Origin of the sequence: Comamonas sp. Z3 (assembly GCF_008121565.1) — a bacterium.
GTDB classification, from domain to species: Bacteria; Pseudomonadota; Gammaproteobacteria; order Burkholderiales; family Burkholderiaceae_C; genus Comamonas; species Comamonas brasiliensis.
This window is the reverse complement of the sequence record NZ_VOQU01000012.1, coordinates 67,171-91,665: the sequence shown is the minus strand read 5'-3', so window position 1 is coordinate 91,665 and position 24,495 is coordinate 67,171. Positions and strand designations below refer to the sequence as shown.

The 24,495-nt window shown below is 63.8% G+C and carries 20 protein-coding genes; 14 read left to right on the top strand and 6 right to left on the bottom strand.

Annotation, left to right across the window (positions count from 1 at the left end; genetic code table 11):
- The first annotated feature begins 117 nt into the window (after window positions 1-117).
- The 8 genes from FSY59_RS26665 (at window position 118) to FSY59_RS26630 (ending at window position 9,614) form a co-directional block, all read left to right on the top strand.
- On the top strand, window positions 118-1,050 hold the full coding sequence (locus tag FSY59_RS26665; RefSeq protein ID WP_003052476.1) for a LysR family transcriptional regulator: 933 nt from the start codon (window positions 118-120) through the stop codon (window positions 1,048-1,050).
- Between the two features lie 76 nt (window positions 1,051-1,126).
- A complete protein-coding gene (locus FSY59_RS26660; RefSeq protein ID WP_003052478.1) occupies window positions 1,127-2,686 on the top strand; it encodes an ABC transporter ATP-binding protein in 1,560 nt (519 codons plus the stop codon).
- Window positions 2,679-3,773 carry an ABC transporter permease gene (locus FSY59_RS26655; protein ID WP_003052480.1) on the top strand — a complete coding sequence of 365 codons (1,095 nt, stop codon included), beginning with the start codon at window positions 2,679-2,681 and terminating at the stop codon, window positions 3,771-3,773. The genes FSY59_RS26660 and FSY59_RS26655 overlap by 8 nt, the downstream gene beginning before the upstream one ends.
- 3 nt (window positions 3,774-3,776) lie before the next feature.
- Entirely contained in the window at window positions 3,777-4,697 is a 921-nt protein-coding gene (locus FSY59_RS26650; RefSeq protein WP_148729998.1) for an ABC transporter permease, read from the top strand.
- A gap of 52 nt (window positions 4,698-4,749) precedes the next feature.
- The gene (locus FSY59_RS26645; protein ID WP_148729997.1) at window positions 4,750-5,895 is read left to right on the top strand and encodes a BMP family ABC transporter substrate-binding protein; all 1,146 of its coding nucleotides are present in this window, start codon (window positions 4,750-4,752) and stop codon (window positions 5,893-5,895) included.
- A 194-nt stretch (window positions 5,896-6,089) separates the two neighbouring features.
- Window positions 6,090-7,247, top strand: coding sequence for a BMP family ABC transporter substrate-binding protein (locus tag FSY59_RS26640; RefSeq protein ID WP_003052487.1), 1,158 nt, complete (start codon window positions 6,090-6,092; stop codon window positions 7,245-7,247).
- Between the two features lie 181 nt (window positions 7,248-7,428).
- The gene (locus FSY59_RS26635) at window positions 7,429-8,403 is read left to right on the top strand and encodes an aromatic ring-hydroxylating dioxygenase subunit alpha (RefSeq protein WP_003052489.1); all 975 of its coding nucleotides are present in this window, start codon (window positions 7,429-7,431) and stop codon (window positions 8,401-8,403) included.
- A 164-nt stretch (window positions 8,404-8,567) separates the two neighbouring features.
- Window positions 8,568-9,614, top strand: a complete 1,047-nt coding sequence (locus tag FSY59_RS26630) for an adenosine deaminase (RefSeq protein WP_003052491.1) — start codon at window positions 8,568-8,570, stop codon at window positions 9,612-9,614.
- Window positions 9,615-9,700: 86 nt separating this feature from the next.
- Here FSY59_RS26630 and FSY59_RS26625 read toward each other — a convergent pair whose 3' ends face one another.
- On the bottom strand, window positions 9,701-10,732 hold the full coding sequence (locus FSY59_RS26625; RefSeq protein ID WP_003052493.1) for a LacI family DNA-binding transcriptional regulator: 1,032 nt from the start codon (window positions 10,730-10,732) through the stop codon (window positions 9,701-9,703).
- Window positions 10,733-11,038: 306 nt separating this feature from the next.
- On the opposite strand from FSY59_RS26625, the gene FSY59_RS26620 reads away from it, so the two are divergent.
- From FSY59_RS26620 to FSY59_RS26610, 3 genes are read left to right on the top strand one after another with little or no spacing between them, the layout of a single operon-like run.
- Window positions 11,039-13,849 carry a xanthine dehydrogenase family protein molybdopterin-binding subunit gene (locus FSY59_RS26620; protein ID WP_148729996.1) on the top strand — a complete coding sequence of 937 codons (2,811 nt, stop codon included), beginning with the start codon at window positions 11,039-11,041 and terminating at the stop codon, window positions 13,847-13,849.
- Window positions 13,849-14,418: a (2Fe-2S)-binding protein gene (locus FSY59_RS26615; protein WP_050872023.1), complete on the top strand. Its 570-nt coding sequence runs from the start codon at window positions 13,849-13,851 to the stop codon at window positions 14,416-14,418. Before FSY59_RS26620 ends, FSY59_RS26615 begins: the two co-directional genes overlap by 1 nt.
- Window positions 14,411-15,709, top strand: coding sequence for a cytochrome c (locus tag FSY59_RS26610; RefSeq protein WP_148729995.1), 1,299 nt, complete (start codon window positions 14,411-14,413; stop codon window positions 15,707-15,709). The genes FSY59_RS26615 and FSY59_RS26610 overlap by 8 nt, the downstream gene beginning before the upstream one ends.
- A gap of 79 nt (window positions 15,710-15,788) precedes the next feature.
- On the opposite strand, the gene FSY59_RS26605 is transcribed toward FSY59_RS26610, so the two are convergent.
- The 3 genes from FSY59_RS26605 to glaH form a co-directional block, all read right to left on the bottom strand.
- On the bottom strand, window positions 15,789-16,229 hold the full coding sequence (locus FSY59_RS26605) for an HIT family protein (RefSeq protein WP_148729994.1): 441 nt from the start codon (window positions 16,227-16,229) through the stop codon (window positions 15,789-15,791).
- A 52-nt stretch (window positions 16,230-16,281) separates the two neighbouring features.
- Window positions 16,282-17,523 (bottom strand): alpha-hydroxy acid oxidase, encoded by a 1,242-nt coding sequence (locus tag FSY59_RS26600; protein ID WP_003052503.1) that lies wholly within the window; start codon window positions 17,521-17,523, stop codon window positions 16,282-16,284.
- A gap of 100 nt (window positions 17,524-17,623) precedes the next feature.
- Window positions 17,624-18,547: a glutarate dioxygenase GlaH gene (gene glaH / locus FSY59_RS26595; RefSeq protein ID WP_003052505.1), complete on the bottom strand. Its 924-nt coding sequence runs from the start codon at window positions 18,545-18,547 to the stop codon at window positions 17,624-17,626.
- 104 nt (window positions 18,548-18,651) lie between these two features.
- Between glaH and FSY59_RS26590 the strand changes: the two genes are divergently transcribed.
- From FSY59_RS26590 to dcd, 3 genes are all read left to right on the top strand, one after another.
- Window positions 18,652-19,548, top strand: coding sequence for a LysR family transcriptional regulator (locus FSY59_RS26590; RefSeq protein WP_012839484.1), 897 nt, complete (start codon window positions 18,652-18,654; stop codon window positions 19,546-19,548).
- 238 nt (window positions 19,549-19,786) lie between these two features.
- On the top strand, window positions 19,787-21,079 hold the full coding sequence (gene guaD / locus FSY59_RS26585) for a guanine deaminase (protein WP_003052509.1): 1,293 nt from the start codon (window positions 19,787-19,789) through the stop codon (window positions 21,077-21,079).
- 63 nt (window positions 21,080-21,142) lie between these two features.
- Complete coding sequence (dcd, locus tag FSY59_RS26580) at window positions 21,143-21,709, top strand: dCTP deaminase (RefSeq protein WP_050872019.1); 567 nt, start codon at window positions 21,143-21,145, stop codon at window positions 21,707-21,709.
- 76 nt (window positions 21,710-21,785) lie between these two features.
- Here dcd and nadB read toward each other — a convergent pair whose 3' ends face one another.
- On the bottom strand, window positions 21,786-23,312 hold the full coding sequence (gene nadB, locus FSY59_RS26575; RefSeq protein WP_148729993.1) for an L-aspartate oxidase: 1,527 nt from the start codon (window positions 23,310-23,312) through the stop codon (window positions 21,786-21,788).
- A 15-nt stretch (window positions 23,313-23,327) separates the two neighbouring features.
- Window positions 23,328-24,470 (bottom strand): quinolinate synthase NadA, encoded by a 1,143-nt coding sequence (nadA, locus tag FSY59_RS26570; RefSeq protein ID WP_019043601.1) that lies wholly within the window; start codon window positions 24,468-24,470, stop codon window positions 23,328-23,330.
- Window positions 24,471-24,495: the final 25 nt, after the last annotated feature.

Sequence of the window (24,495 nt, the reverse complement as noted above, 5' to 3'; positions counted from 1 at the left end):
GGCTTAGAGGGCAATCCCTTGGCTGCTCAAAGGGGCTGACTGAGTTACGCTCTGCGGCTGCTTTGTATACAAAATGGATGAGGCTGGCCGTGCCAAGTGCCCGGATGGCCGTGACCTATGCGCGACCAGACCTTGTTCGACAAGATAGATTTGCACCTGATCAGGGTGCTGCACACGGTGCTGACGGAGCGCAGCGTCTCCAGGGCGGCCCTGCGGCTGGGCATGCACCAGCCGGCGGTGTCGGCCGCCTTGCGGCGTCTGCGCGAACTGGCGGGCGATCCTCTGCTGGTGCGGTCAGGGGCACAGATGCAGCCTACCGATGTGGGTCTGCGCATGGTCCAGCCTTCGGCAGACATTCTGCGTGCCGCCGAAGGACTGTTCAGCGATGCGCGGCATTTTGACCCGCGTACCTCGACGCGTACTTTCCGCATTGCGGCCAGCGACTATCTGGATCCCCAGTTCCTGCCGCGACTGATGTCGGCCATGAAAGCGCAGGCCCCGCATTGTCCGGTGGACTTTCTGCCGCTGAGCGCCGAGGCGCATTACGAGGGGCAACTGGCCGATGGCGAGATCGATGTGGTCATCGGCAACTGGCCGCAGCCTCCGGAAGGTCTGCACATGGCCAAGCTGTTCGAGGACGAGGTGGTCTGCCTGGTCAGTCCCAAGCATCCGGCAGTGCGCAGGGGCTGGGATATACAGCAATGGCTGGAGGCCGAGCACATTGCGCCTACACCGGCCTATCCCGGTGCCCTGGGCGTGATAGACGAACAGTTGGCGGGCATGGGCCTGAGTCGCCAGGTGGTGGCACGCTGCGCGCATTTCAGTCTGATACCCGACATGGTGGCATCAAGCTTGCTTGTCATGACCTCGGGCAGATTGTTCTGCGAGCGTTTCAGTGAACGTCTGTCCCTGGCCATATTGCCTTGCCCTGTGGAATTCCCCCCGTTGGTCTATTACCAGCTCTGGCATGCGCGTTCACATGCTGGTGCCGCCACACGCTGGCTGCGAGAGGTGGTTCGCAATGTTGCACTAACGCTGCGAAATCAATAGCTTGTATCGTATTCCTGTTCAGCGCATAGAGCCTGTTTGAGTCAATTTGTTATTTGAATTGAGAGACAATCCAGCGATGAATCCCCCCCCGACACATTCCCCCTCTGCGAGTGCGCCTGCGCGTTTGCAGTTGGAGGGTATTACCAAGCGGTACCCGGCTGTGGTTGCGAATAGCAAGGTATCGCTGAAAGTTAAGCCCGGCGAGATCCACGCCATCCTGGGCGAAAACGGCGCTGGCAAGTCCACGCTGATGAAGATCATCTATGGTGCGGTCAAGCCTGACGAGGGCGCCATCCTGGTCGACGGCAAGCCGGTGCAGATCCGCAATCCGCAGGAAGCCCGGGCACTGGGCATTGCCATGGTGTTCCAGCATTTCAGTCTGTTCGACACGCTGACCGTGGCGGAGAACGTCTGGCTGGGCCTGGACAAGAGCATTGCACTGGCCAAGGTGATCGAGAACATTCAGGCCACGGCTCGCGATTACGGGCTGGAGGTGGATCCGCATCGCCCCGTGCACACGCTTTCCGTCGGCGAAATGCAGCGTGTGGAAATCATCCGTGCCCTGCTGACCAATCCCCGGGTACTGATTCTGGACGAGCCCACCTCGGTGCTCACGCCCCAGGCGGTGGAGATGCTGTTTGTGGTGCTGCGCCGCCTGGCTGCGCAAGGCTGCTCCATCCTCTATATCAGCCACAAGTTGCATGAAATCCGCTCGCTGTGCACGGCCTGTACGGTGCTGCGCGGCGGCGTGGTGACGGGGGAGTGCAATCCGGCCAACGAGACCAATGCTTCGCTGTCGCGCATGATGATCGGCTCGGAGCCGCCGGAGCTGGAGCACCGCACGGCGAATACCGGCGATACCGTGCTGCGTGTGCAGGGGCTGTCGCTCAGGAGCCAGGACCCTTTCGGTGTCGATCTGCAGAGCATTGCGCTGCAGGTGCGTGCGGGCGAAGTCGTCGGTATTGCAGGCGTCTCCGGCAACGGCCAGAAGGAGCTGATGTATGCGCTGTCCGGCGAGGACACACGCTCCGAGGCAGAGGCCGTGCAGTTGCTGGGCAAGGGCGTCGGACGCATGGGGCCGAGTCGGCGCCGTGGCATGGGCCTGCATTTCGTGCCGGAAGAGCGTCTGGGGCGCGGAGCCGTGCCCAGCATGGGCCTGGCCCACAACCTGTTGCTGACGCGCAAGACCGCAGTGGGCAAGGGCGGCTGGATCCGCATGGCGGCGCTGCAGGCGCAGGCGCGGGACATCATCGGCCGCTTCAACGTCAAGGCCGGCGGTCCGAACTCGGCCGCGCAGTCGCTTTCGGGCGGCAATCTGCAGAAGTTCATCGTGGGTCGTGAAATTGATGCCAAGCCGCGTCTGCTCATCATCTCTCAGCCCACCTGGGGGGTGGATGTGGGGGCTGCGGCGCAGATCCGGGGCGAGATTCTCAAGCTGCGCGACCAGGGTTGCGCCGTGCTGGTGGTCAGTGAGGAGTTGGACGAGTTGTTTGAGATTTGTGACCGCCTGCATGTGGTGGCCAAGGGCCGCCTGAGTCCTTCGGTGGATAGAGCGGCTGCCACGGTGCAGCAGATTGGCGAATGGATGAGCGGCCTGTGGGGTGCGGCGGCGGTGCAGGGAGGTGCCCATGCTTAAGCTGGAACAACGCCCCCAGGCATCCAGATTCTGGACTTATGGCTCGCCGATTCTGGCATTGCTGATCACCGTGCTGGTCGGGGTCTGCCTGTTCGCACTGCTGGGCAAGGATCCGGTCAAGGGCTTGCAGGCCTTTTTCTGGGAACCCATCAGATCGGGCTATGCCCTGGGCGAGCTGGCCGTGAAGGCCACGCCTTTGCTGCTGATCGCGCTGGGGCTGGCCGTGTGCTTTCGCTCCAATGTCTGGAATATCGGTGCAGAAGGCCAGTTCGTCATCGGTGCGGTGGCTGCGGGCGGCATTGCCTTGCTGGCCGACAAGACCACAGGACCCTGGATCGTGCCGGCCATCCTGATCGCCGGCATGCTGGGCGGCATGGTCTGGGCGGGCATCGTCGCCTTGCTGCGCGACCGCTTCAACGCCAACGAAATTCTGGTCAGCCTGATGCTGGTTTATGTGGCCACGCTGGTGCTGGGCTATCTGGTCTACGGTCCCTGGAAGGATCCCATGGGCTACAACTTCCCGCAGACCAAGAGCTTCGAACGCGTCACGCAGATTCCTCGGCTGGTGCAGGGCATGCGCATGAATATCGGCGTCATCATCTCGCTGCTGGGTGCCGGTCTGCTGTGGGCATTCCTGTTTCGCACGCGCGCCGGCTTCGCGCTGCAGGTCGGTGGCCTGGCGCCGTCGGCGGCACGCTATGCCGGTTTTTCCTCGCGCAAGGCGCTGTGGACGGCGTTGCTGATTTCCGGCGCTACAGCCGGTCTGGCGGGGGCGCTGGAAGTCGCAGGCCCCCTGGGTCAGCTCACGCCCTATGTGCCCGCTGGCTACGGCTTTGCGGCCATCATCGTGGCCTTTGTGGGGCGCCTGCATCCTGTGGGTATGATTTTCTCGGCCATTCTCATGAGCATGTTTTATATCGGTGGCGAGCTGGCGCAGTCGCGTCTGGGCCTGCCCAAGGCGCTGACCGGCGTCTTCCAGGGACTGCTGCTGTTCGCGCTGCTGGCTTGCGACACGTTGGTGGCCTATCGCATCCGCTGGGTGGCGAAAAAGGTCGGCGGCGCCATTTCTGCAGTGAAGGGAGCCTGATCCATGGAATCCTATGCACTGCTGCTGGGCTCCACCCTCAGCGCCGGCACTGTTCTGGCGCTGGCGGCCCTGGGCCTGCTGATCAATGAAAAATCGGGCATCGTCAATCTCGGCGCCGAAGGCATGATGCTTTGCGCCGCCATTGCCGGTTTTGCCGCTACCGTGCACACCGGCAATACTTGGATGGGCTTTGGCGCGGGCATGCTCGCCGGGGCCTTGCTGGCGGCCATCTTTGGCGGGCTGGTGATCTGGTTCAACACCAACCAGTACGCAACCGGTCTTGCGCTGTCGCTGTTCGGCGCAGGCTTCTCGGCGTTTGTGGGCCTGGGCTATGTACAGGCCAAGCTGCCCGAGCTGCCCAAGTACTCGATTCCTGGCCTGGCAGATCTGCCGGTCGTGGGCCCGGCCTTGTTCACACTGCACCCGCTCGTATACGGTGCCATCGTGCTGGCCACCCTGATGGTCTGGTTTCTGTACCGCACGCGTGCGGGCCTGGTGTTGCGCTCGGTCGGCGAGTCGCCATCCTCGGCCCATGCCCTGGGCTACCCCGTGCGACGCATCCGTCTGATGGCCGTGATGTTTGGCGGAGCCATGTGCGGTCTTGCGGGCGCCTTCATCTCCGTGGTCTACACGCCGCTGTGGGTGGAGAACATGGTGTCGGGCCGAGGCTGGATCGCTCTGGCGCTGACGACATTTGCGACCTGGCGCCCGGCCCGCGTCCTGCTGGGTGCCTATCTGTTTGGCGGAGTGACCATGCTGCAGTTCCACCTGCAGGCCACGGGGGTTCAGGTGCCCAGCCAGATTCTGTCCATGCTGCCTTATCTGGCCACCATCGTGGTGCTGGTGCTGATCTCGCGTAATCCGACCTGGATTCGGGCCAATATGCCGGCCTCCCTGGGAAAACCCTTCTACCCTGGAGCGTGATGCCCAAATGTGGTGCAATCCGCTTTTCAAAAATAACGAGAGGACAACTCCAATGACGACTCTGGGCAAACGCGCTCTGATCAAGATGATCGGCCTGTCGGCTGTTTCCATGGCGGTGCTGACCGCTTGCGGCAAGAAGGAAGAGGCTCCTGCAGCGCCTGCCGCCGCACCTGCGGCAGCACCTGCTGCCGACAAGCTCAAGATCGGCTTCATGTATGTGAGCCCCATCGGCGACGGCGGCTGGACCTATCAGCACGAGCTGGGCCGCAAGGCCATTCAGGAAAAGTTCGGCGACAAGATCGAGACTTCCATGGTCGAGAGCGTTCCCGAGTCTGCCGACGCCGAGCGTGTGATGCGTGACATGATCGGCCAGGGCAACAAGCTGGTATTTGCCACCAGCTTCGGCTATCAGGACTTTGTGCAAAAGGTCGCCGCTGACGCCAAGGATGTGAAGTTCGAACATGCCACCGGCTACAAGACGGCCGACAACGCGGCGGTTTACGACACCAAGACCTTTGAAGGCGCTTATCTGGCCGGTATCGTGGCGGGTGCCATGACCAAGACCAAGACCGTGGGCGTGGTGGCTTCGGTGCCCATTCCCGAAGTGGTGCGCAATATCAACAGCTTTGTGCTGGGCGCCCAGAGCATTGATCCCTCGATCAAGGCCAAGGTGGTCTGGGTGAACGAGTGGTTCGCTCCTCCCAAGGAATCCGAAGCTGCCAACAGCCTGATCAACGGTGGCGTGGACGTGATGTACCAGAACACCAACTCCCCCGCCGTGCTGAAGACGGCCGAAGAGCGCGGTGCCCGTGCCTTCGGCAAGGACGGCGACATGAGCGGCTTCGCACCCAAGGCCCATCTGGGCTCTGCCGTGATCGACTGGACTCCCTACTACAGCAAGGTGGTGGAAGACACGCTGGCCGGCAAGTGGCAGACCGGCAACTTCTGGTGGGGCGTGAAGGAAGGCGCCATCGATCTGAAGAAGATCGCCGACGACGTGCCCCAGGAAATCAAGGACAAGGTGGAGAAGGCCCGCGCCGGCCTGAAGGACGGCTCCTTCGCCGTCTGGACAGGTCCCATCAAGGACAACACCGGCAAGGAGTTGCTGGAAGCCGGCAAGGTGGCGGACGACGCCTGGCTGCGCAGCATCAACTTCTATGTGAACGGTATCGAGGGCAAGGTGCCCGGCGCCCAATAAGCATTGACTGCGGGACGTCCGACCGACGTCCGATCAAAGGCCCCTCGGGGCCTTTCTTTTTGCGCTGTCGTTTTCAGGATACCGGGCTGCAATTTGGCTCGGTTTATGCATATATTGCCCAAGGTGTAACCGGCATCCCAGGTACTGCGCTGTTGCCGGTTTCAAACCTCACTCTTTGTTCCAAGGAAACTTTAATGACTGATTTGCACAAGCGTTCATTGATCAAGGTCGCTGCACTGACGGCTGTGGCCTCGGCCGCTCTCGTGGGCTGCGGCAAGAAGGAAGAAGCACCGGCGCCAGCTGCTGCACCCGCTGCCGCACCTGCCGCCGCTGCTCCGGAACCTCTGAAGATTGCTTTTGCTTATGTCGGCCCGGTGGGCGACGGTGGCTGGTCCTTTGCCCATGACCAGGCCCGCAAGGCCCTGGAAAAAGAGTTCGGTGACAAGATCAAGACCAGCTACGTGGAGAGCGTGCCCGAAGGTGCCGATGCCGAGCGCGTGCTGCGCGACATGGCGTCGCAGGGCAACAAGCTGGTGTTCGGTACCACCTTCGGCTATATGGACGTGATCCAGAAGCTGGCCCCCGAGTTCGCCGACGTGAAGTGGGAACACGCCACCGGCTACAAGACCGCCGCCAATGTCAGCACCTATGACAGCCGCACTTACGAAGGCGCCTATCTGGCCGGCATCATTGCTGGCGGCATGACCAAGTCCAACACCCTGGGCGTGGTGGGTTCGGTGCCGATTCCCGAAGTCATCCGCAATATCAACAGCTTCACGCTGGGTGCCCAGTCCGTGAATCCCAAGATCAAGACCAAGGTGGTCTGGGTCAACGAATGGTTCAGCCCTCCCAAGGAAACCGAAGCTGCAACCAGCCTGATCAACGGCGGCGCCGACATCCTGTTCCAGAACACCGATTCGCCAGCAGTGCTGAAGACGGCCGAGGAAAAAGGCAAGCGTGCCTTCGGCTGGGATTCGGACATGACGGCCTACGGCCCCAAGGCTCACCTGGGCTCGTCCATCATCAACTGGGCGCCTTACTACATCGACTCCACGCGCAGCGCACTGGACGGCAAGTGGAGCAGCCGCCAGACCTGGTGGGGCGTCAAGGAAGGCGTGATCGACATTGTTTCTCTGGCCGACGACATTCCCGCCGAGATCAAAGCAAAGGTTGAGGACGTGAAAAAGGGACTGAAGGAAGGTACATTCACCATCTGGAAGGGCCCAATCACCGGCCAGGACGGCAAGGAGCTGATCGCTGCCGACAAGGTTGCCGACGACGGCTTCCTCAAAGGCATCAATTTCTACGTCAAGGGCGTGGAAGGCAAAGTGCCCGGCGGCGACGCCAAGTAAGCACTGCCGATCAGGCATCGCGCCGCCTTGTCGCTCCGATTGCGGCTTGCGGCGCATGTCTTCAAGGCAGACCCCTGGTTTGCCGCGTAGTGTTGGCTGTTAACAGTCGTCCAGAAACGACTTGCAGCGACAGGGCCGCCGCAGAGCGGCCCTTTGTATTTCGATAATGACGAGTATCCCCATGACTGAACGTACCCTCTGGCATCCTGTTGCCCAATCCTCCGATGTGGTGAGCGCGCCGTTTTCCGTGCTGCTGCTGGAACAGCCGCTGGTGCTGTGGCGCAATGCGGAGGGACTGGTTCAATCCTTTGTGGACCGCTGCCCCCATCGTGGTGCACGCCTGTCCATGGGGCGTGTGGAAAACGGGCATCTGGAATGCCCTTATCACGGCTGGCAATTCTCATCGGGAGGCCAATGCGTGAAAGTGCCCGCCGTGCCCGATTTCACGCCCCCTGCATCGCAGCGCGTGCAGGCCTTCGAGGTGCAGGAAGCCTATGGCCTGATCTGGGTGCGACTTGAGCCTTCCGACAGTCAGCTGCCCGTGTTCGCTGCCGAAACGGACCAGCATCTGCGCAAGGTGAACTGCGGGTCCTACGATGTGGCTGCCAGTGCACCGCGCATCATCGAGAACTTTCTCGACATGTCCCACTTCGGCTTTGTGCACGAAGGCTGGCTGGGCAGCCGCGACGCCACGGCCATTGCCGCCTACAAGGTGGAGAGCACCGCCACCGGCGTGCTGGCGACGGGTTGCAAGGCCGTGCAACCCCAGTCCAATCTGCATTCCACCCAGGCGGCCGAGGTGGAATACACCTACGAGGTGACCGCTGCTTACACCGCCGTGCTGACCAAGATTCCCGAAGAGGGCAGCTCCAAGCAGGGCTGGCGCGAGCAGATCGGTCTGTTCATCTGCCCCGTCACTCCCGAAACCAGCCGTGTCTGGTTCCGGCTTGCGGTCGCGGACTTTGAATCGACCGACGAGCAGTTGCAGACCTTCCAGCACACCATCTTTGTGCAGGACCAGCCTGTGCTGGAGTCGCAGCTGCCCAAGGCCCTGCCGCTGGATCCGCGCGCGGAAATGCACTCGGCGGCCGACCGCATGTCGTCGGCCTATCGCCGCTTCCTGAAGGCCCAGGCGATAGGCTTCGGAACCTGCTGAGACCGGCCTGAGAGGCTTTGCCGCATTGGCGTCCATGCGGGTGAGCGAGGGGCTCGTGGCGGCAAGACCGAAGTCGCAGACCTGTCGGGCTGGCCATGTGGCCTGAGCTGTGCCTGTTTGATAGGCAAGACATTGAATGGCGCGCAGCGCCAAGGAGAATAAAGATGAACACCGTGCCTGCCGTAGATGTTGCCCGTCTGCCTGAGCTGCTGCGCGCCATGCCCAAGGCCGAGCTGCATATGCATATCGAGGGCTCGCTGGAGCCCGAACTGATTTTTGCGCTGGCGCAGCGCAACCAGATACCTCTGGCCTATGACAGCGTGGAGGCGCTGCGCGCGGCCTATGCATTCACCGACCTGCAGAGCTTTCTGGACATCTATTACGCGGGTGCCAGCGTGCTGCTGCATGAGCAGGATTTCTACGACATGGCGCGTGCCTATCTGGATCGTGCCGTGGCCGACAATGTGGTGCACACGGAAATATTCTTCGACCCGCAGACCCATACCGAGCGGGGCGTTGCGATGGAGACCGTCATCAACGGTCTTTATCGCGCCTGCCGCGACGCTCAGATCGAGCAGGGCATTTCCTCCTCGCTGATCCTGAGCTTTCTGCGCCATCTGAGCGAGGAAAGCGCCCTGCAGACGCTGGAGGCCGCGCTTCCGCTGCGTGATCGCTTTATCGGCGTGGGGCTGGACAGCAGCGAGCTGGGCAATCCGCCCGAGAAGTTCGCCCGCGTGTTTGAACGCTGCAAGCAACTGGGCTTGCGTCTGGTGGCCCATGCGGGAGAGGAGGGGCCGCCCGCCTATATCTGGGGCGCATTGGATGTGCTGAACGTGGAGCGCATCGACCATGGAGTGCAGTCAGAGCAGGATGCGCTGCTGATGCAGAGGCTGGTCAAGGAGCAGATACCGCTGACGGTCTGCCCGTTGTCGAATCTCAAGCTCTGCGTGATCAAGGACCTGGCCGATCACAATCTGCCGCGCCTTCTGGCGGCCGGGCTCAAGGTCATGATCAACTCGGACGACCCTGCCTATTTCGGCGGCTATGTCAACGAAAACTACACCCAGCTATTTGCCGCCACGGGCATGGGCGCGCCCGAGGCCTATCAGCTGGCGCGCAACAGCCTGGAAGCGAGCTTTGCCAGCGAGGCGCAGAAGCAGGAATGGATTGCAGGCCTTGACGAAGTGTTTCGGCAGTATGCCGCAGCTTGACGAAGTGACTGCTGAGCGGCGCAGCAGCCGTCTTCACAAGCGCCGATAGCCTGGGTTCCGACGATTGAAAGCCCGGTTGAAGTGATTCAACCGGGCTTTCTTTGCGTGGAGCGGCGCAGCGCCAGGGCTGGCATAGGTCCGGTGGCCATGCGCCGCGTGGTGTCGCCGCGCAGATGCTCGAACAGCAGATCGACCGCCTGCTGGGCGATAGCCTCCAGATGCAGGTCCAGTGCCGTCAGTGGCGGCTCGCAGCTGCGCGCACGCAGTCCGTCGTAACGCGTGGCCAGCATCAGGTCTTCGGGAATGCGCAGGCCTGCCTGCTGGGCGTAGCGGGCAGCGCCCACGGCAAAGGCATCGACCATGACCAGCAGTGCATCGAGCTCGGGGTGTTCGCCCAGCAACTGCTGTGCCGCAGCATGGCCTCCGTCCTCGCCCTCGGCTTCGTCCATGCGCAACACCACAGGCTGCATGCCATGGCCTGCCGCCATGGCTGCATAGGCCTGCTCGGCCTGGCTGTAGGAGGTGCGCTCCGAGGCGCCGACCACCAGCCCGATCTGCCTGGCTCCGGCCGCCAGCATATGCGTGAGCAGCATCTGCGTGGCCGGACCCGACAGCAGATCGACATAGGGGACGTTGACATTGTCGCCACCCGGGCGGCCGATGGACACCACCGGCAGGCCCTGCTGCAGCAGCTCTGCCAGCTGGGGGTCGCCGGCCTGCGGCTCTATGACCAGTGCGCCGTCGATATCGAGCAGGTTCAGCGAAGTCTGGCCGGGTCGGTGCGGCGGAACCAGCGCCATGACCAGGCCGCGTTCAAGCGCCGACGAGGCAGCGACAGCTGCCACTTCCATGAAGAACCCCAGTCGCGAGGGGCCGCCCGAGACCGTGAATGGCATGGACGACATCAGCGCAATCATGCTGGCGCCGCCTGTGCGCAGGCGCTGCGCATGACGATTGGGCCGGTAGCCGAGGCTGCGCGCAGCTTCCTCCACCTTCAGGCGTGTGGCCGGGTCGACCTGACCGCGGCCATTGAGCGCGTGCGAGACCGTGGTGCGTGAAACACCGGCCTGACGGGCCACGTCGGAGATGGTGATGCGTTGGCTGGGCGTGTCGGCCATGGAATTCCTCAAGAGTGCGGGCGGTCATTGCGAAGCGCGCGGCAGGCATTGCAGAAGTTTTTGTATACTTTACTTCGCCCAAATCGATTTGGTTATTTTGGCTTTGCATCAATTATTCATAAAGAAGATTGAAGCAATCCAGATGCCAAATCGATTTTCTTTTTGAAAACGATATCGCCATGCCGGCCGGCCGCAGTGCCGGCCGATGCGCAGATATCCGAGCGTTGCCCTGGTTGTCGGGCAGCGCTGCGAGTCAATTGCGACCGGGGTGCTGGCCTGCCGCCGCTTCGGTTTGCTCACTGGAGAATGAATGTGCCCAAATCGGATTTGAGCCGGCGCAGCTTTTTGAAGGCCGCAGCCGCCCTGGGAGTGCTTGCCGCAGTGCGCCCGCTGGAGCAGGCGCTGGCGCAGATGGTCGAGCCGGCAAGCGCTCAGGACGCTGCCTGGATGGACGGCGGCCGGCTGCGCTACCGCCGCGACGGCATGGCCAAGGTCACGGGCCAGAAGCTGTTTGCCATCGACCTGCGCGCGCGCGACATGGCGGGCTGGCCCGACAAGCAGTCCTATGCGCTTTTGATCATGGTTCCGCGTGCCGACCGCATCTACGAAGGTCTGGATCTGTCCGTGCTGGGCAAGGACTTTGCCCCCGATGTGCTGGTGGACGCCGAGCGCGCCGAGGCCGATGGCGTGCACATGCCCGAGCCGGGTTTTTACGGCAGCTACTTCTTGCCCAAGGGCCAGGTCTCGCCCATGCTGGGCCAGCCCGTGGCCATGGGGATCTGGCATGACTACGAGCGCTACCGCGAAGCCGTGCGCCTGCTGCGTTTCAATGACGGAATCTTCCAGTGGGGCGCAGCCGCCACACCACCCAAGCGCAAGCCCTATGTGGCCGCGCGCTATGTGCGCATGGGAGCCGAAAAGCACGACGAGCCCGATCTGTACGCGCCTCTGTACAACGGTATCGTGCGCCCGCAGCTGACCGGCCCCGAGGTGCAATGGCCTGGCGCGGACGATCCCAAGCATGGCAAGGCCATGCAGTATTCGGCCCAGATCCAGCAGTTGCTCAAGCAGCCGCCCGAGGGCACCCAGGTCTTTTCCCGCGACTACCACAGCCAGTCCATGGAGCCCGCCGCTCTGGAGCCCGAAAACGGTCTGGCCTGGTATGAAGAGAGCAAGGGCGTGATGCATATGGTGGGCGCCACCCAGGCGCCCTACGCCACGGCGGGCCATGTGGTCGGCATGGTCAAGGCCAGCCGCTTTGCGCTCAAGGAAATGGATTATCTGAGCGCCTACACCGTGGGCTATGGGCAGAAGGAGCATCACTCCTTTCCTTTCTATGTGGGCCTGGCGGCGCTGTATGCGCAAGGCCGTCCGGTGCGCCTGGCGCTGGACCGCTGGCAGCATTTCCAGTTCGCACTCAAGCGCCACCCCTTCGACCTCAAGACCACGATTGCCGTGGATGCCCAGGGGCAGTTCCAGGCCTTCTCGGTGGACATGCGCGGCGATGGCGGCGGCACCATGAACTTCAGCCCTTCGGTGGGCACGCTTGGTGTCGCTTCTTCGCAGTCGGTGTACTACTTTCCCAAGAGCGATCTGTCGGTGGCCGTCTTCCCCAGCAGCGAGATCACGGCGGGGTCGGTGCGCGGCTACGGCACGCTGCAGTCCATGGCTCCGACCGAAATGCTGGTCGATGAAATTGCCGAGCAGATCGGCATGGATGCCATCGCGCTGCGCCAGAAGAACATGCTGCGTACAGGTTTGCGCAACACCCAGGGCGCCGTGCCTGCGGGTCAGTTGCGCATCGGCGAGATTCTCGCCCTGGCCGCCAAGGATCCGGTGTGGGTGAACCGTGCCCAACGCAAGGCCGAGTACGAGGCCGCCCATCCCGGCATGCGCTACGGCGTGGGTTTTGCCTCGGTGCAAAAAAGCTTTGGTACCGCCGGCGAAGCCGCGCTGGCATTGATCGAGCTATCGCCCGAAGGCAAGCTCAAGATGAAGCACATCACGGCAGAAATCGGCACCGGCACCACCACGGCGCAGATGCTGGCGGCAGAGCCCTTTCTCGGCCGCCCTGTGGACGAGGTGGAGTTTGCGGCGCAGAAATGGCCCGAGATGCCCGTGCACACGCAGGAGCAACCCAACTCCACGCCCCAGGCCGATGAGGATCGCCAGTCGCAGGACCCGTACTGGGTGCCCAGCTTCACCTCGCCGCAATCGGCCTCCAACTCGGCCTACTACTTCACCCACACCACGCGCCAGGCCGCCAAGCTGTTGCTGGCCCATGGTCTGTGGCCTGCGGCACTGTCCATCTGGGGCAACCCGTTTGGCGGGCCGCTGCAGGGCATGCCGGTCTCGCTCGATGAAGCCGAGTGGAAGGACGGCAAGCTGGTGGCCGGAGCCATGGAGCCCTTGACGCTGGAGCGCCTGGCCGCACGCGCCCATGAGCTGGGTCTGATCACCGGTGTCTGCGTCCACACCTTCAATCGCCGCTCCTGGGCCAGTGCCGAGTTCGAGCTGGGCGGCAAGCGCTTTGCCGCCGAGATCGATGCGCTGTCCGTTCGCTTTGGCAATGGTGCCGATGCGGCGCATAAGGCCGCGATGGACAGTGCCGGCTATGCCTTCCAGCCGCGCGTCAAGGTCAGCTATCCGCCGGTGCACCGTCTGGCGGCGGGCGCGGTGTACTACGCGCCTTGCGCCACGCTGGTGGAGCTGGCCGTATCCACGGGCACCGGCAAGGTGAGCTTGCTGGGGCACAAGACCTGGCTGGAATGCGGCTCGCAGATCGTACCCGAGCTGGTCTCTGGCCAGTTGCAGGGCGGCGTGGCCATGGGTATCGGCCACGCTCTGTACGAAGAGCTGCCCCTGGGGCCGAGCGGCCCCGGCAACGGCAGCTGGAACTTCAACCGCTACCACCTGCCGCGCGCCAGCGAGCTGGCGGTGTGGACGGCCGAGGGTCATGTGCTGCCTCCGGTCTCGCGCACCGACCCGCCCAAGGGCATGGCCGAAGTGGTGATGATCCCCGTCGTTGCTGCCTGCGCCAACGCCGTGGCCCACGCCACCGGCAAGCGCTTCTATCAACTGCCGCTGAGCGCGGAACGAATCAAGAAGGCATTGTGATGCAGCAACGTATCCAGTTTTCCGCCACCATCAACGGTCAAAAGACCGGCCCGCATGAGCTGCCCAAGGATCTGATGATGATCGAGTTCCTGCAGGAATATGCGGGCTTGAACGGTACGCGCCTTGGCTGCGGCCAGGGTGTGTGCCGCGCCTGCACCATCATCGTGGACGAGCCCGGCAAGGGCCCGCATGCCGTGCCGGCCTGCGTGACTGGCGTCGCCTGGCTCAATGGCAAAAGCCTGCGCACCATCGAAGGCGCGGCCCGCACCGATGACACCGGCCGGATCATGGCTTCTGCCGTGCAAAAGGCGTTTCTCGAGCATTTCTCGTTCCAGTGCGGCTATTGCACACCGGGTTTCGTGAACTCGGCCACCGTGCTGATGGAGCAGCTGCAGGCCAGGCCCGTGGATGCCGACGCCGTGGAAGAAGCCGTGGAAGCCGCGCTGGACAAGCATATCTGTCGCTGCACCGGCTATGTGCGCTACTACCACGCCGTGCGCGACCTGATTCTGGCCACGCCGGGCCTGACCACGGGCCAGCGCACGCGGGAGGTCAGCCGTCATGGATAAGGCTCAACGCAGCAAATTCACCAGGATCGCCGCAGGCATTGCCGCCGCAGCCGTGGTGGTGTTGGGCGGCATGTATATCGCGGGCAGTGCAAGCGGCAGCGTGCCGCCTGCCACGGTGGACTTTGCCAACATCAGCGCCGAGCAGAAGCAGAAGCTGTTCGACCGCGGCCTGCAGGTGTTTCGCGCTGCCGACTGCGCGGCCTGCCACAGCTCGCCCACCACGGGGGCCGAGCTGGCCGGAGGCATGGCCATGGTCACGCCCATGGGCACCTTGTACGGCACGAATATCTCGCCCTCCAGGGAGCACGGCATAGGCAAGTGGTCGGCCGACGATCTCTACCGCGCCGTGGCGCGCGGCATGGCACCGGGGCGCAAGAACCTCTATCCAGCCATGCCCTACGCCAGCTATCACGACATCACGCGCGCCGATGTCGATGCGCTCTGGGTCTGGCTGCAGGCCCAGAGCGCCGTGGAAGTAGCCAACCGCTCGCCGGAGATGAACTTTCCGTTCAGCATCCGTCCCGGTCTGGCGCTATGGAATGCGCTGGAGCGCCCTGCGGGCGAGCCCGCCCCCGAGGCTGTCAATACGCTCGATCGCGGCGCCTATCTGGTCAACACCCTGGGTCACTGCGGCGAATGCCATACGCCGCGCACCAGCAGCTTTGCCATGGACCTCAAGCAGTCGCTGGCGGGCAATGTGATCGAAGGCGCCTACGCCCCCGACCTGCGCCCCAAGTCCATGGCCGCGCGTGGCTGGAGCGAGCGGGACCTGCTGCAGTTTCTGCGCACCGGCCTCTCGCCCCAGGGCGTGATGACCATGGGCATGTTCCCCGTGCTCCAGCATTCGAGTGCGCATATGGAGGAGGCCGACCTCAAGGCCATGGCCGCCTATCTGATGCAGGGTGAAAAGCCTGAGCCCAAGCCGCCGTTTGCCGAAGCGCCTCAGACCCCGACCTCGGCCAATGGCGAGCGCGTCTACCTCGGTCTGTGCGCAGGCTGCCATGGCGTCGATGGCCAGGGCCAGCCGCATTCCTCGCTGCGCCTCGACACCAACACCACGGCCATGTTTCCCACGCCGCTGAACCTGGTGCGCGTGATCCGCGAAGGCCTGCCCGAGCGTGATCTGGCCCATGGCGAGCGCATGCAGGCCATGCCCGGCTTTGCCGATCAGCTCAGCCATGAAGACATGGCCGATCTGGTCAACTATATGCGCCTGCGTTGGGGCCGCCAGAAGGGGGATGTGACGCCGTCCCAGGTGGCGGATGCCATCAGGAGCGCCGAATCCCACTAAAGCAGGGATTTCAAGTAAAAAGAGCTGCCAGCGATTGGCCATCAAGCGCTGGCAGCTCTTTTTTTAATGGTGATTCGACTTACGCCAATTCGGCCTTGATTTTCTCGGCCAGCACGCCCAGCACGGCAAAGCCCGGTTCCTCGCGTTGCCAGACCACGGACAGGCCATCGCCCTCGAAGCGCGGCAGCACATGCAGATGAAAGTGAAACACCGTCTGCCCCGCCGGCGCACCATTGGCCTGGAAGATATTGATGCCGTCGGGATCGAAAGCCCTGTTCACCGCGGCCGCCACGCGCTGGGCCGTCTGCATCACTGCGCCGGCTTCCTCGCGCGTCAGCTCCAGCAGATTGACGGCATGGCGCTTGCTGGCCACCAGCACATGGCCTCGCGTGGCCTGGCCGATGTCCATGAAGGCGATGGTCAGCTCGTCCTCATAGACCTTGGCCGATGGAATCTCCCCTTTGACGAGCTTGCAGAAAATGCACTCGCCAGGGGGCGAGTGGTCTACAAACATGGGCATGACGCTCTCCTTTTTTATGGTTCAAGCGTCCTATCTTAGAGGCTGACCGGTTTCAGCCCCGCGTCGCGCGCAGGCAGTCGCGGGTGATCTCGGCCATGGATGTCGCGCCCAGCATGGCCATATTGCGGTCCACCTCGTCACGCAGCAAGGTGATGGCATGGTCCACGCCCTGTGCACCGCCAACTGCGGCTGCGTACATGAAGGGGCGGCCCAGAAACACCATGCGCGCGCCCAGGGCCACGGCCTTGAGCACATCGCTGCCGCGGCGAATGCCGCTGTCCATCATCACGGCCGTGCGGTGGCCCACGCGGTCCACCACATAGGGCAGCATCTGCAGCGGGGCGACCACGCCGTCGAGCTGACGGCCGCCGTGGTTGGAGACCACGATGCCTTGCGCGCCGATATCGGCGGCCATCACGGCATCATCTTCGTTGAGGATGCCCTTGATGATGAGGTTGCCCTGCCAGCGCTGACGGATGCGCTCGATGTGCTTCCAGTTCAGGTGGTCGCGGCCCGTGGTATCGCGGATGGCGGTGCCCGACAGCAGAGGCGCGCCGCGCGTGGCAAACGAATTCTCGAAGTGCGGCATGCCGTGGTTGATCAGGGTGCGCAGCATGGTGCCCACCATCCAGCGCGGACGGGTGATGCCGTCATAGGCCAGGCGCAGCGAGGGACGCAGCGGCATGGAGAAGCCGGTGCGCACATTGTTCTCGCGGTTGGCCCAGACGGGGATGTCCACGGTGATGACCAGGGTGCCGAAGCCGGCGGCCTCGATGCGCTCGATCAGGCCGTCGATGCGCGTGGTGTCGCCGGGCAGATAGGCCTGGAACCAGGTCGATGGCGCGGCCTTGGCCACTTCTTCCATGGGGATCAGGGAGGTGCCGCTCATGATGGCGGGAATGCGGTTGGCAGCCGCCGTCTGCGCCAGCACCAGATCGCCGCGATAGGCCGAGATGGCGCTGATGCCCACGGGGGCCACGCCGAAGGGCGAGTCCCAGGTCTGGCCGAACAGCTCCACTTTCTGATGGCGTTGCGACACATCCACCATGACCCTGGAGCTGAAGCCGTATTGCTGGAAGCTGTCACGGTTGGCCTGCAGCGAGACACAGTCTTCGGCCGCGCCGGAGACATAGCCGTAAAGCGGGCGGGGCAGGTGCTTGCGCGCTGCGGCCTCGAAGTCCTGCAGCGACAGGATGTTCTGCAGATGACGGGGAAGCCCTGCGCGTTGGCCGTAGGCGGCTTGCGCTTTGGGGGCGGAGGCTGCGTTTGCAGCAGGGGCTTGTGACGATGCCATGGTAGGGCGCTTCGGGAGCGAAATTCAGGGGTTTAACTGGCTGCGCCCCCGCACACTTGCGGTGCACGGGGGCGTGACAGAAACATCAGGTGTTCAAGGTTTACTGAGCGAATGTACCGCGCTGACGCATCAGCTCGCGGTGCAGTTGCTCGTTACGCTCGAACGGTGCGCGGCCGTGCACATAGAAGTAGTTGTTCAGAACCACCAGGTCGCCGGCGGGCAGACTGACGGTGCGGGTGCCGGACGAATTTTCCATCGATTCCGACAGATTCTGCAGGTATTCGGCTTCGGCGTCGTTGGCCGGTTGCACGAACTGGTCGATGAAGGAGATGGACAGGCCGAACTCGCCGTGGAAGAACACGGGGCGCTCGACACGCTCGCTCACGTTCTTGGAGCCGGGGGCCTTGTACAGCAGGGGCCTGGCGCCCAGCGGGTCCTGCACGAAGCGGTCCAGCTCGCTCCAGTCGTCCAGGTGCAGAAAGCGCGACTCGCCGCCCACGGCGTTTCGCTCGTCGAACTTCATCATCAGCAGCCAGTCGGTGGCCTCGGTCACGAAGGTACCGTCGGTGTGCATGGTGAACAGACGGTAAGCCTGGCGCAGATAGGAGTCGCTGGCGTCGGTGTGCTTGACCAGGAAGCGTGCGTAGTACTTGTTGGACATGGAGTCGTGGTTGGCCGGGCCCAGGATATGGCCGATGGCGGTGCCGAACTTCACATAGTCGTCGCTATCCTGGCTCACGCCTTCCAGACCCAGCACAAAGCCGCCATGCCTGCGGTCCTTGATGATGTTCACCAGGGTCTCGCCAAAGTCGTCACCCATGTGGGCCTTCAGGCGGCGCGCCAGGTGAAAGCGCATGAAAGGCACGTACTCGAGGTTCTGCACGTCGATATCGCGCACATCGGCCAGGAAGGCGTTCAGTGCGTCGGCGTTCAGGGTCAGCTTCAGCAGGCGGGGATGCTCGGGGTGAGTGCTGATCTCGTAGGCGGCAGGCTGAATCAGTTGCTGGGGGGTCGTAGCGTTCATGGTGGGCGGGTACTTCAATCAGGAATGGTGTGATTGAACACTTCTTGTTTGATACGATCTACGGGGTTAAATGCATTTTTTGATAAGAAATTCAGATTAAATCCATGCTCAGCTACCGCCAACTCGAGCACTTCGTCACCGTGGCCCAGGAGCTGCATTTCTCGCGTGCCGCCGACAAGCTGGGCGTGGCCCAATCTGCGGTCAGCGTGCAGGTGCAGCAGCTGGAGCAGCAGCTGGGCGTGCGCCTGCTGCAGCGCAACAAGCGCAAGCCCATCACGCTGACCGATGCGGGCGAGCTGCTTTATGACGAAGCCGTGGCCGTGCTGCGCCATATGGAGCGGGCCCAGCAGATCGGGCAGCTGGCGGCCCAGGGCATGAGCGGCCATGTCAAGCTGGGCTATATCTCCTCGTCCGTGACCTCGGGTGTGCTGGCGCGCATGCTCACGCAGTTCCGCCCCGGCCATGAGCAGGTGCATATGCAGGTGCTGGCCATGGAGACGCCGCGCCAGCTGCAGGCGCTGCAGCAGGGCGAGATCGATGCCGGTCTGCTGCGGCCGCGCCGTCGCTACCCCGAGGGTGTCAAGGCGGTCATCGTGCACAGCGAGCCCTTCATGGTGGCGCTGGCCGAGAACCACCCTCTGGCACGCCATGAGTCCATCAGCGTGGCCGATCTGCGCGGCCAGACCTTTATTGCGCCGCAGTTCATCAACGAAAGCGAAGGCTTTGCCGAGGTGTTGGCGCGGCTGGCCGAGACGGCCGGTTTTTCGGCTCGCGAGGCCTATCGCGTCAACGACTTCGTCACGGCAACCAGCCTGGCGGCCGCGGGCTATGGCATTGTGGTGCTGCCCGAGTCGAACCGCCTGCTCAATCAGCCGGGCGTGGCCTTCAGGCCGCTGCGCGACTTCAAGGAAAACGTGCACATGGCGCTGGCCTACCGCGAGCGCGAGAACTCGCCCGCGGTGCGCGCCTTTCTGGCCGTGGCCAGAAGCTGCGCCGCCTAGTGGCGCGGCTGCGGTAAGGGGGGCGACGCTGGTTTCAGGTCTGTCGAACTAGCAAAAATGCTAGCTTCTATCGCTTTCTGATACTTGATTTCAGATATAAATGGCATTGAATTCAATGACTAGAAAGCGAAACAAGCTTTGTTATTGATAGCGAAAGCCCTGGCCTGCGCGCAGCCGTATAGCCTCTATAAGCGCTGCCGTGTTCCGCAGGCGAGAGCGGGCGCGTAAGCTCTGGTCCATGAAAATCTATCGTAGTGCCCTGCTGCGCTTCGCCGATGACGGCCAAGCGGTTTATGACTCCGACGCCTTGCTGGCGATTGCTCCCGATGCCGCGGGCGTGCAGCGTGTGGTGGCTGCGGGCAGCTGGCAGGCGCTGGCCGACCAGTATCTCGAGCGCGAAGGCGTGCAAGTCATTCACCTGCCCGGCAGGCTGCTGGCACCCGGCTTTGTCGACCTGCATATCCACTACCCGCAGACCGATGTGATCGGCGCGCCGGCCCCTGGCCTGCTGCCCTGGCTGGAGAACTACACCTTCCCGCACGAGTCGCGTTTTCACGATCGCGAATATGCCGATGGCGTGGCCGATTTCTTCATGAACGAGCTGCTGCGCAACGGTGTGACCACGGCGCTGGCCTTTGCAACCTCGCATCCGACCTCGGTGGATGCCATCATGACGGCAGCGCAAAAGCGCAGCATGCGCATGATTGCCGGCAAGGTGCTGCAGGACCGCAACAGCCCCGATGGCGTGCGCGACGAGACCGAGCAAGGCCTGATCGACACCGAAACGCTGATCCAGCGCTGGCATGGCGTGGACCGCCTGGGCTATGCGATCACGCCGCGCTTTGCACCGACCAGCACCGAAGCGCAGCTGCGCGGTGCGGGCGAGCTGGCAGCCAGGTATGGCGATGTCTGGATTCAGTCCCATGTGGCCGAGAACCTGGACGAGATTGCCTGGGTCAAGGAGCTGTTCCCCGCCGCGCGCAGCTATCTGGCCGTCTATGACGACTTCGGCCTGATGCGCGAGCGCGCCGTCTATGCGCACAGCATCTGGCTCGACGAAACCGACCGCCAGCTCATGCACGACACGCGCTCGGCAGCGGCCATCAGCCCGACCAGCAACCAGTTTCTGGCCAGCGGCTATTTCGACTACCTCAAGGCCGACCAGGCCGGCATGCTCTACGGCCTGGCCAGCGACGTGGGTGGCGGCATGAGCTTCTCGCCGTTTCGCACCATGCAGGCCGCCTATGTGGTGGGGCGCGAGGGCCATGCCAAGCAGGGCCAGAGCCTGTCGCCCCAGAACCTGTGGTGGCAGCACACGGCAGGCGCTGCGCGCGCGCTGGGTCTGCAGGGCGTGATCGGCAATCTGCAGCCCGGCTGCGAGGCCGATCTGGTCGTCATCAACCCCGGCTGCACGCCGCTGCTGGCGCGCAAGACGGCCCAGGCGCGCAATCTGGACGAGCTGCTGTTTGCCATGATCATCCTCGGAGATGACCGCCTGATTGAGCAAACCATTGTTTCTCAAGCAAAATAGCGGTCTTGCGCTTGATTTGTGAGCGCACAACGCTATGAAAAATCAAGCGATACAGGACTTCTAATGAGCATCAAGAGCGACAAATGGATCCGTCAGATGGCGGAGCAGCACGGCATGATCGAGCCTTTCGAGCCTGGCCAGGTGCGCCAGGTCGACGGCAAGAAGATCATCAGCTACGGCACTTCAAGCTATGGCTACGACATTCGTTGCGCCCGCGAATTTAAGGTCTTCACGAATATCCACAGCACGGTGGTGGACCCCAAGAATTTTGACGAGAAGAGCTTTGTCGACTTCGAGGGTGACTATTGCATCATTCCGCCCAACAGCTTTGCTCTGGCCCGCACGATGGAGTACTTCCGCATCCCGCGCGACGTGCTGACCGTCTGCCTGGGCAAGAGCACTTATGCGCGCTGCGGCATCATCGTCAACGTGACGCCCTTCGAGCCCGAGTGGGAAGGCTATGTGACGCTGGAGTTCTCCAACACCACGCCTTTGCCGGCCAAGATCTATGCGGGCGAAGGCTGCGCCCAGGTGCTGTTCTTCCAGGGCGACGAGCAATGCGAAGTCAGCTACAAGGACCGCAACGGCAAGTACCAGGGCCAGCATGGCGTGACCCTGCCCAAGGCCTGAAACCTGTTGCTTCGCCAAAAAAGCCCGCTGCGGATACAGCGGGCTTTTTGCTTTCCAGCGAGGCTGCTGGGCGGGGTCAGGCGGCTGCCGCCTCGAGCGCCGGCCAGTCCAGATTGCAGTGCGCGCCCACGCTGGCATGGCGCTGCAGCGCTGCGTCCACCATCAGGCTGCACAGCGCCAGCTGGTTGCGAAGTGCTGGGTCGGCGCCGCGCCATTGAGCGCGCCACAGCACCAGTTGCTTGGCCGCCGCAATCAGGCTGTGGTTGCTGCGCACGATGCCGACGTTGTGCAGCATGAGCTGCTGCAGCACCTGGCGCATCTCCTGCTGGCTTTCAGCGCTCAGGCTCTTGCCGGACTTGCGCGGCCTGTCATGAATCGCCGCCGGCCTGTGCAGTGGCTGCTCGGCCATGCGCAGGGCGGCAGACCTGGCCATGACCACGCATTCCAGCAGCGAGTTGCTGGCCAGCCGATTGGCGCCATGCAGGCCGGTGCGGGCCACCTCGCCAATCGCCCACAGCCCGGCCACGGCGGTGCGGCCGTCCACATGGGCCTGCACGCCGCCGCAGGCATAGTGGGCGCAGGGCGCGACAGGAATGGGCTGGGTGGCGATGTCTATGCCGTGCTGCGCGCACAGCGCCATGACGCCCGGAAAATGCCGGGTCAGCCAGTCGCGGCTGCGGTGTGTGATGTCCAGCAGCACATGGGGCAACTGGTGGGCACGCATTTCGCCATCGATGGCACGGGCCACGATATCGCGCGGCGCCAGCTCGGCGCGCGGGTCGTGGCGCAGCATGAAGCGCTCGCCAGGCTGGCCGTGCCGGTCCGGCAGGCACAGCAGGGCACCTTCGCCGCGCAGCGCTTCCGAGACCAGGCCCACGGACCGGCCGCCCACCTGCAAGGCCGTGGGGTGGAACTGCATGAACTCCAGGTCGCGCACGACACAGCCCGCGCGCCAGGCCATGGCGATGCCGTCGCCGGTCGCCGTGGCCGGGTTGGTGGTGCTGGGGTAGATCTGGCCCATGCCGCCCGTGGCCAGCACCGTATGGCTGGCCAGCATGTTCTGCTGCTGGCCATCGGCATTGCGCACGCTGGCGCCCACGCAGCGCTGCTGAGCGTCCTGCAGCAGTTCCATGGCGCTGCAATGCTGCAGCAAGGTGATGTGCTTCAGGCGCTGGCAGGCCTGCAGCAAGGTCTGGTGCACGGCATGCCCGGTGCGGTCGGCCGCATGCACGATGCGCCGTGCGCTGTGACCGCCTTCGCGCGTCAGGTGCAGGCGGCCTTCGGCATCGGTGCTGAAGGGCACGCCCAGGGCTTGCAGCCAGGCGATGGCCTGGGGGCCCTGCTCCAGGATGCGGCGCACGGCAGCTTCGTCGCAGAGGCCGGCGCCGGCGATCAGCGTGTCCTGCACATGGGACTGCAGGCTGTCGGCGGGGTCCAGCACGGCGGCAATGCCGCCTTGCGCCCAGGCACTGGCGCATTCGTCGGCACGGCTTTTGCTGAGCACGGTGATGCGCAGCCTGCTGGGCAGGCTGAGCGCCAGCGTCAGGCCGGCCAGTCCGCAGCCGATGATGAGCACATCGCTGCCGGTCGGGGATTGGGGCATGGTGCTTGTCCTCGCTCAGGCCGGACCGAAGTTCTGGAACAGGGCCGCGTCGCGTTCCAGTTCGCCGCTGGCGCGTACCGGCTGGCGCTGTGCCGCCGCGAAGTCCAGCATGCGCTGAATGGGCTTGCGGGCGGCCCGGCCCAGCGCCGCATCCAGTTCGATGGCGCCGCTGCCTTGCTGCAGCGTCCTCTCCACGCCGGGCAGGCTGTTCATGGCCATCCAGGGGCAGAAGGCGCAGCTTTTGCAGCTGCCGCCCGTGCCCGCCGTCGGGGCTGCGAGAAAGCGCTTGCCCGGATAGCGCTGGCGCATATCGTGAAGAATGCCCTGATCGGTGGCGACGATGAAGCTGTCGGTGGGCAGCTTGCCCACGGCGGCAATCAGCTGGGTGGTGGAGCCCACCACATCGGCCAGCGCCGTGACGGCGGCAGGCGATTCGGGGTGAACCAGAATCGCGGCCCCGGGGTGGGCGTTGGCCAGGGCTTGCAGCTCGTCGGCCTTGAATTCGTCATGGACCACGCAGCTGCCCTGCCACAGCAGCATGTCGGCGCCGGTCTGCTGCTGGATATGGCTGCCCAGGTGGCGGTCGGGCGCCCAGAGGATTTTCTCGCCGCGGGCATGCAGGGCGGCCACGATGTCCTGTCCTACCGACGAGGTGACCACCCAGTCGGCCCGGGCTTTCACGGCGGCGCTGGTATTGGCATAGACGACCACGGTGCGATCGGGATGGGCGTCGCAGAACCGGCTGAATTCGTCGGCCGGGCAGCCCAGATCCAGCGAGCAGGTGGCATCGCCGTCGGGCATGAGCACGGTTTTTTCGGGGCTCAGGATCTTGGCGGTCTCGCCCATGAAGCGCACTCCGGCCACGATCAGGGTCCTGGCCGGGTGGTTGGCGCCAAAGCGCGCCATCTCCAGCGAGTCGCCCACACAGCCTCCGGTATCGCGTGCCAGATCCTGCAGTGCGCCGTCCACGTAGTAGTGGGCGACCATGACGGCATTGCGTTCCCTGAGCAAGGCCTTGATGCGCTGTGCCGTTTCGCGCTGCTGCTGGCGGTCCTGCGGCGGCAGCACCCTGGCCCAGGCCTGGCCTGTGCTGCACTGGGTGCTGCTGCCCGGTGCGGGCTGGTCGAATTCCACGGTTTTGATCGTCATCGTCTCCATCCTGAGTTGTGCTGTTAAATATTTA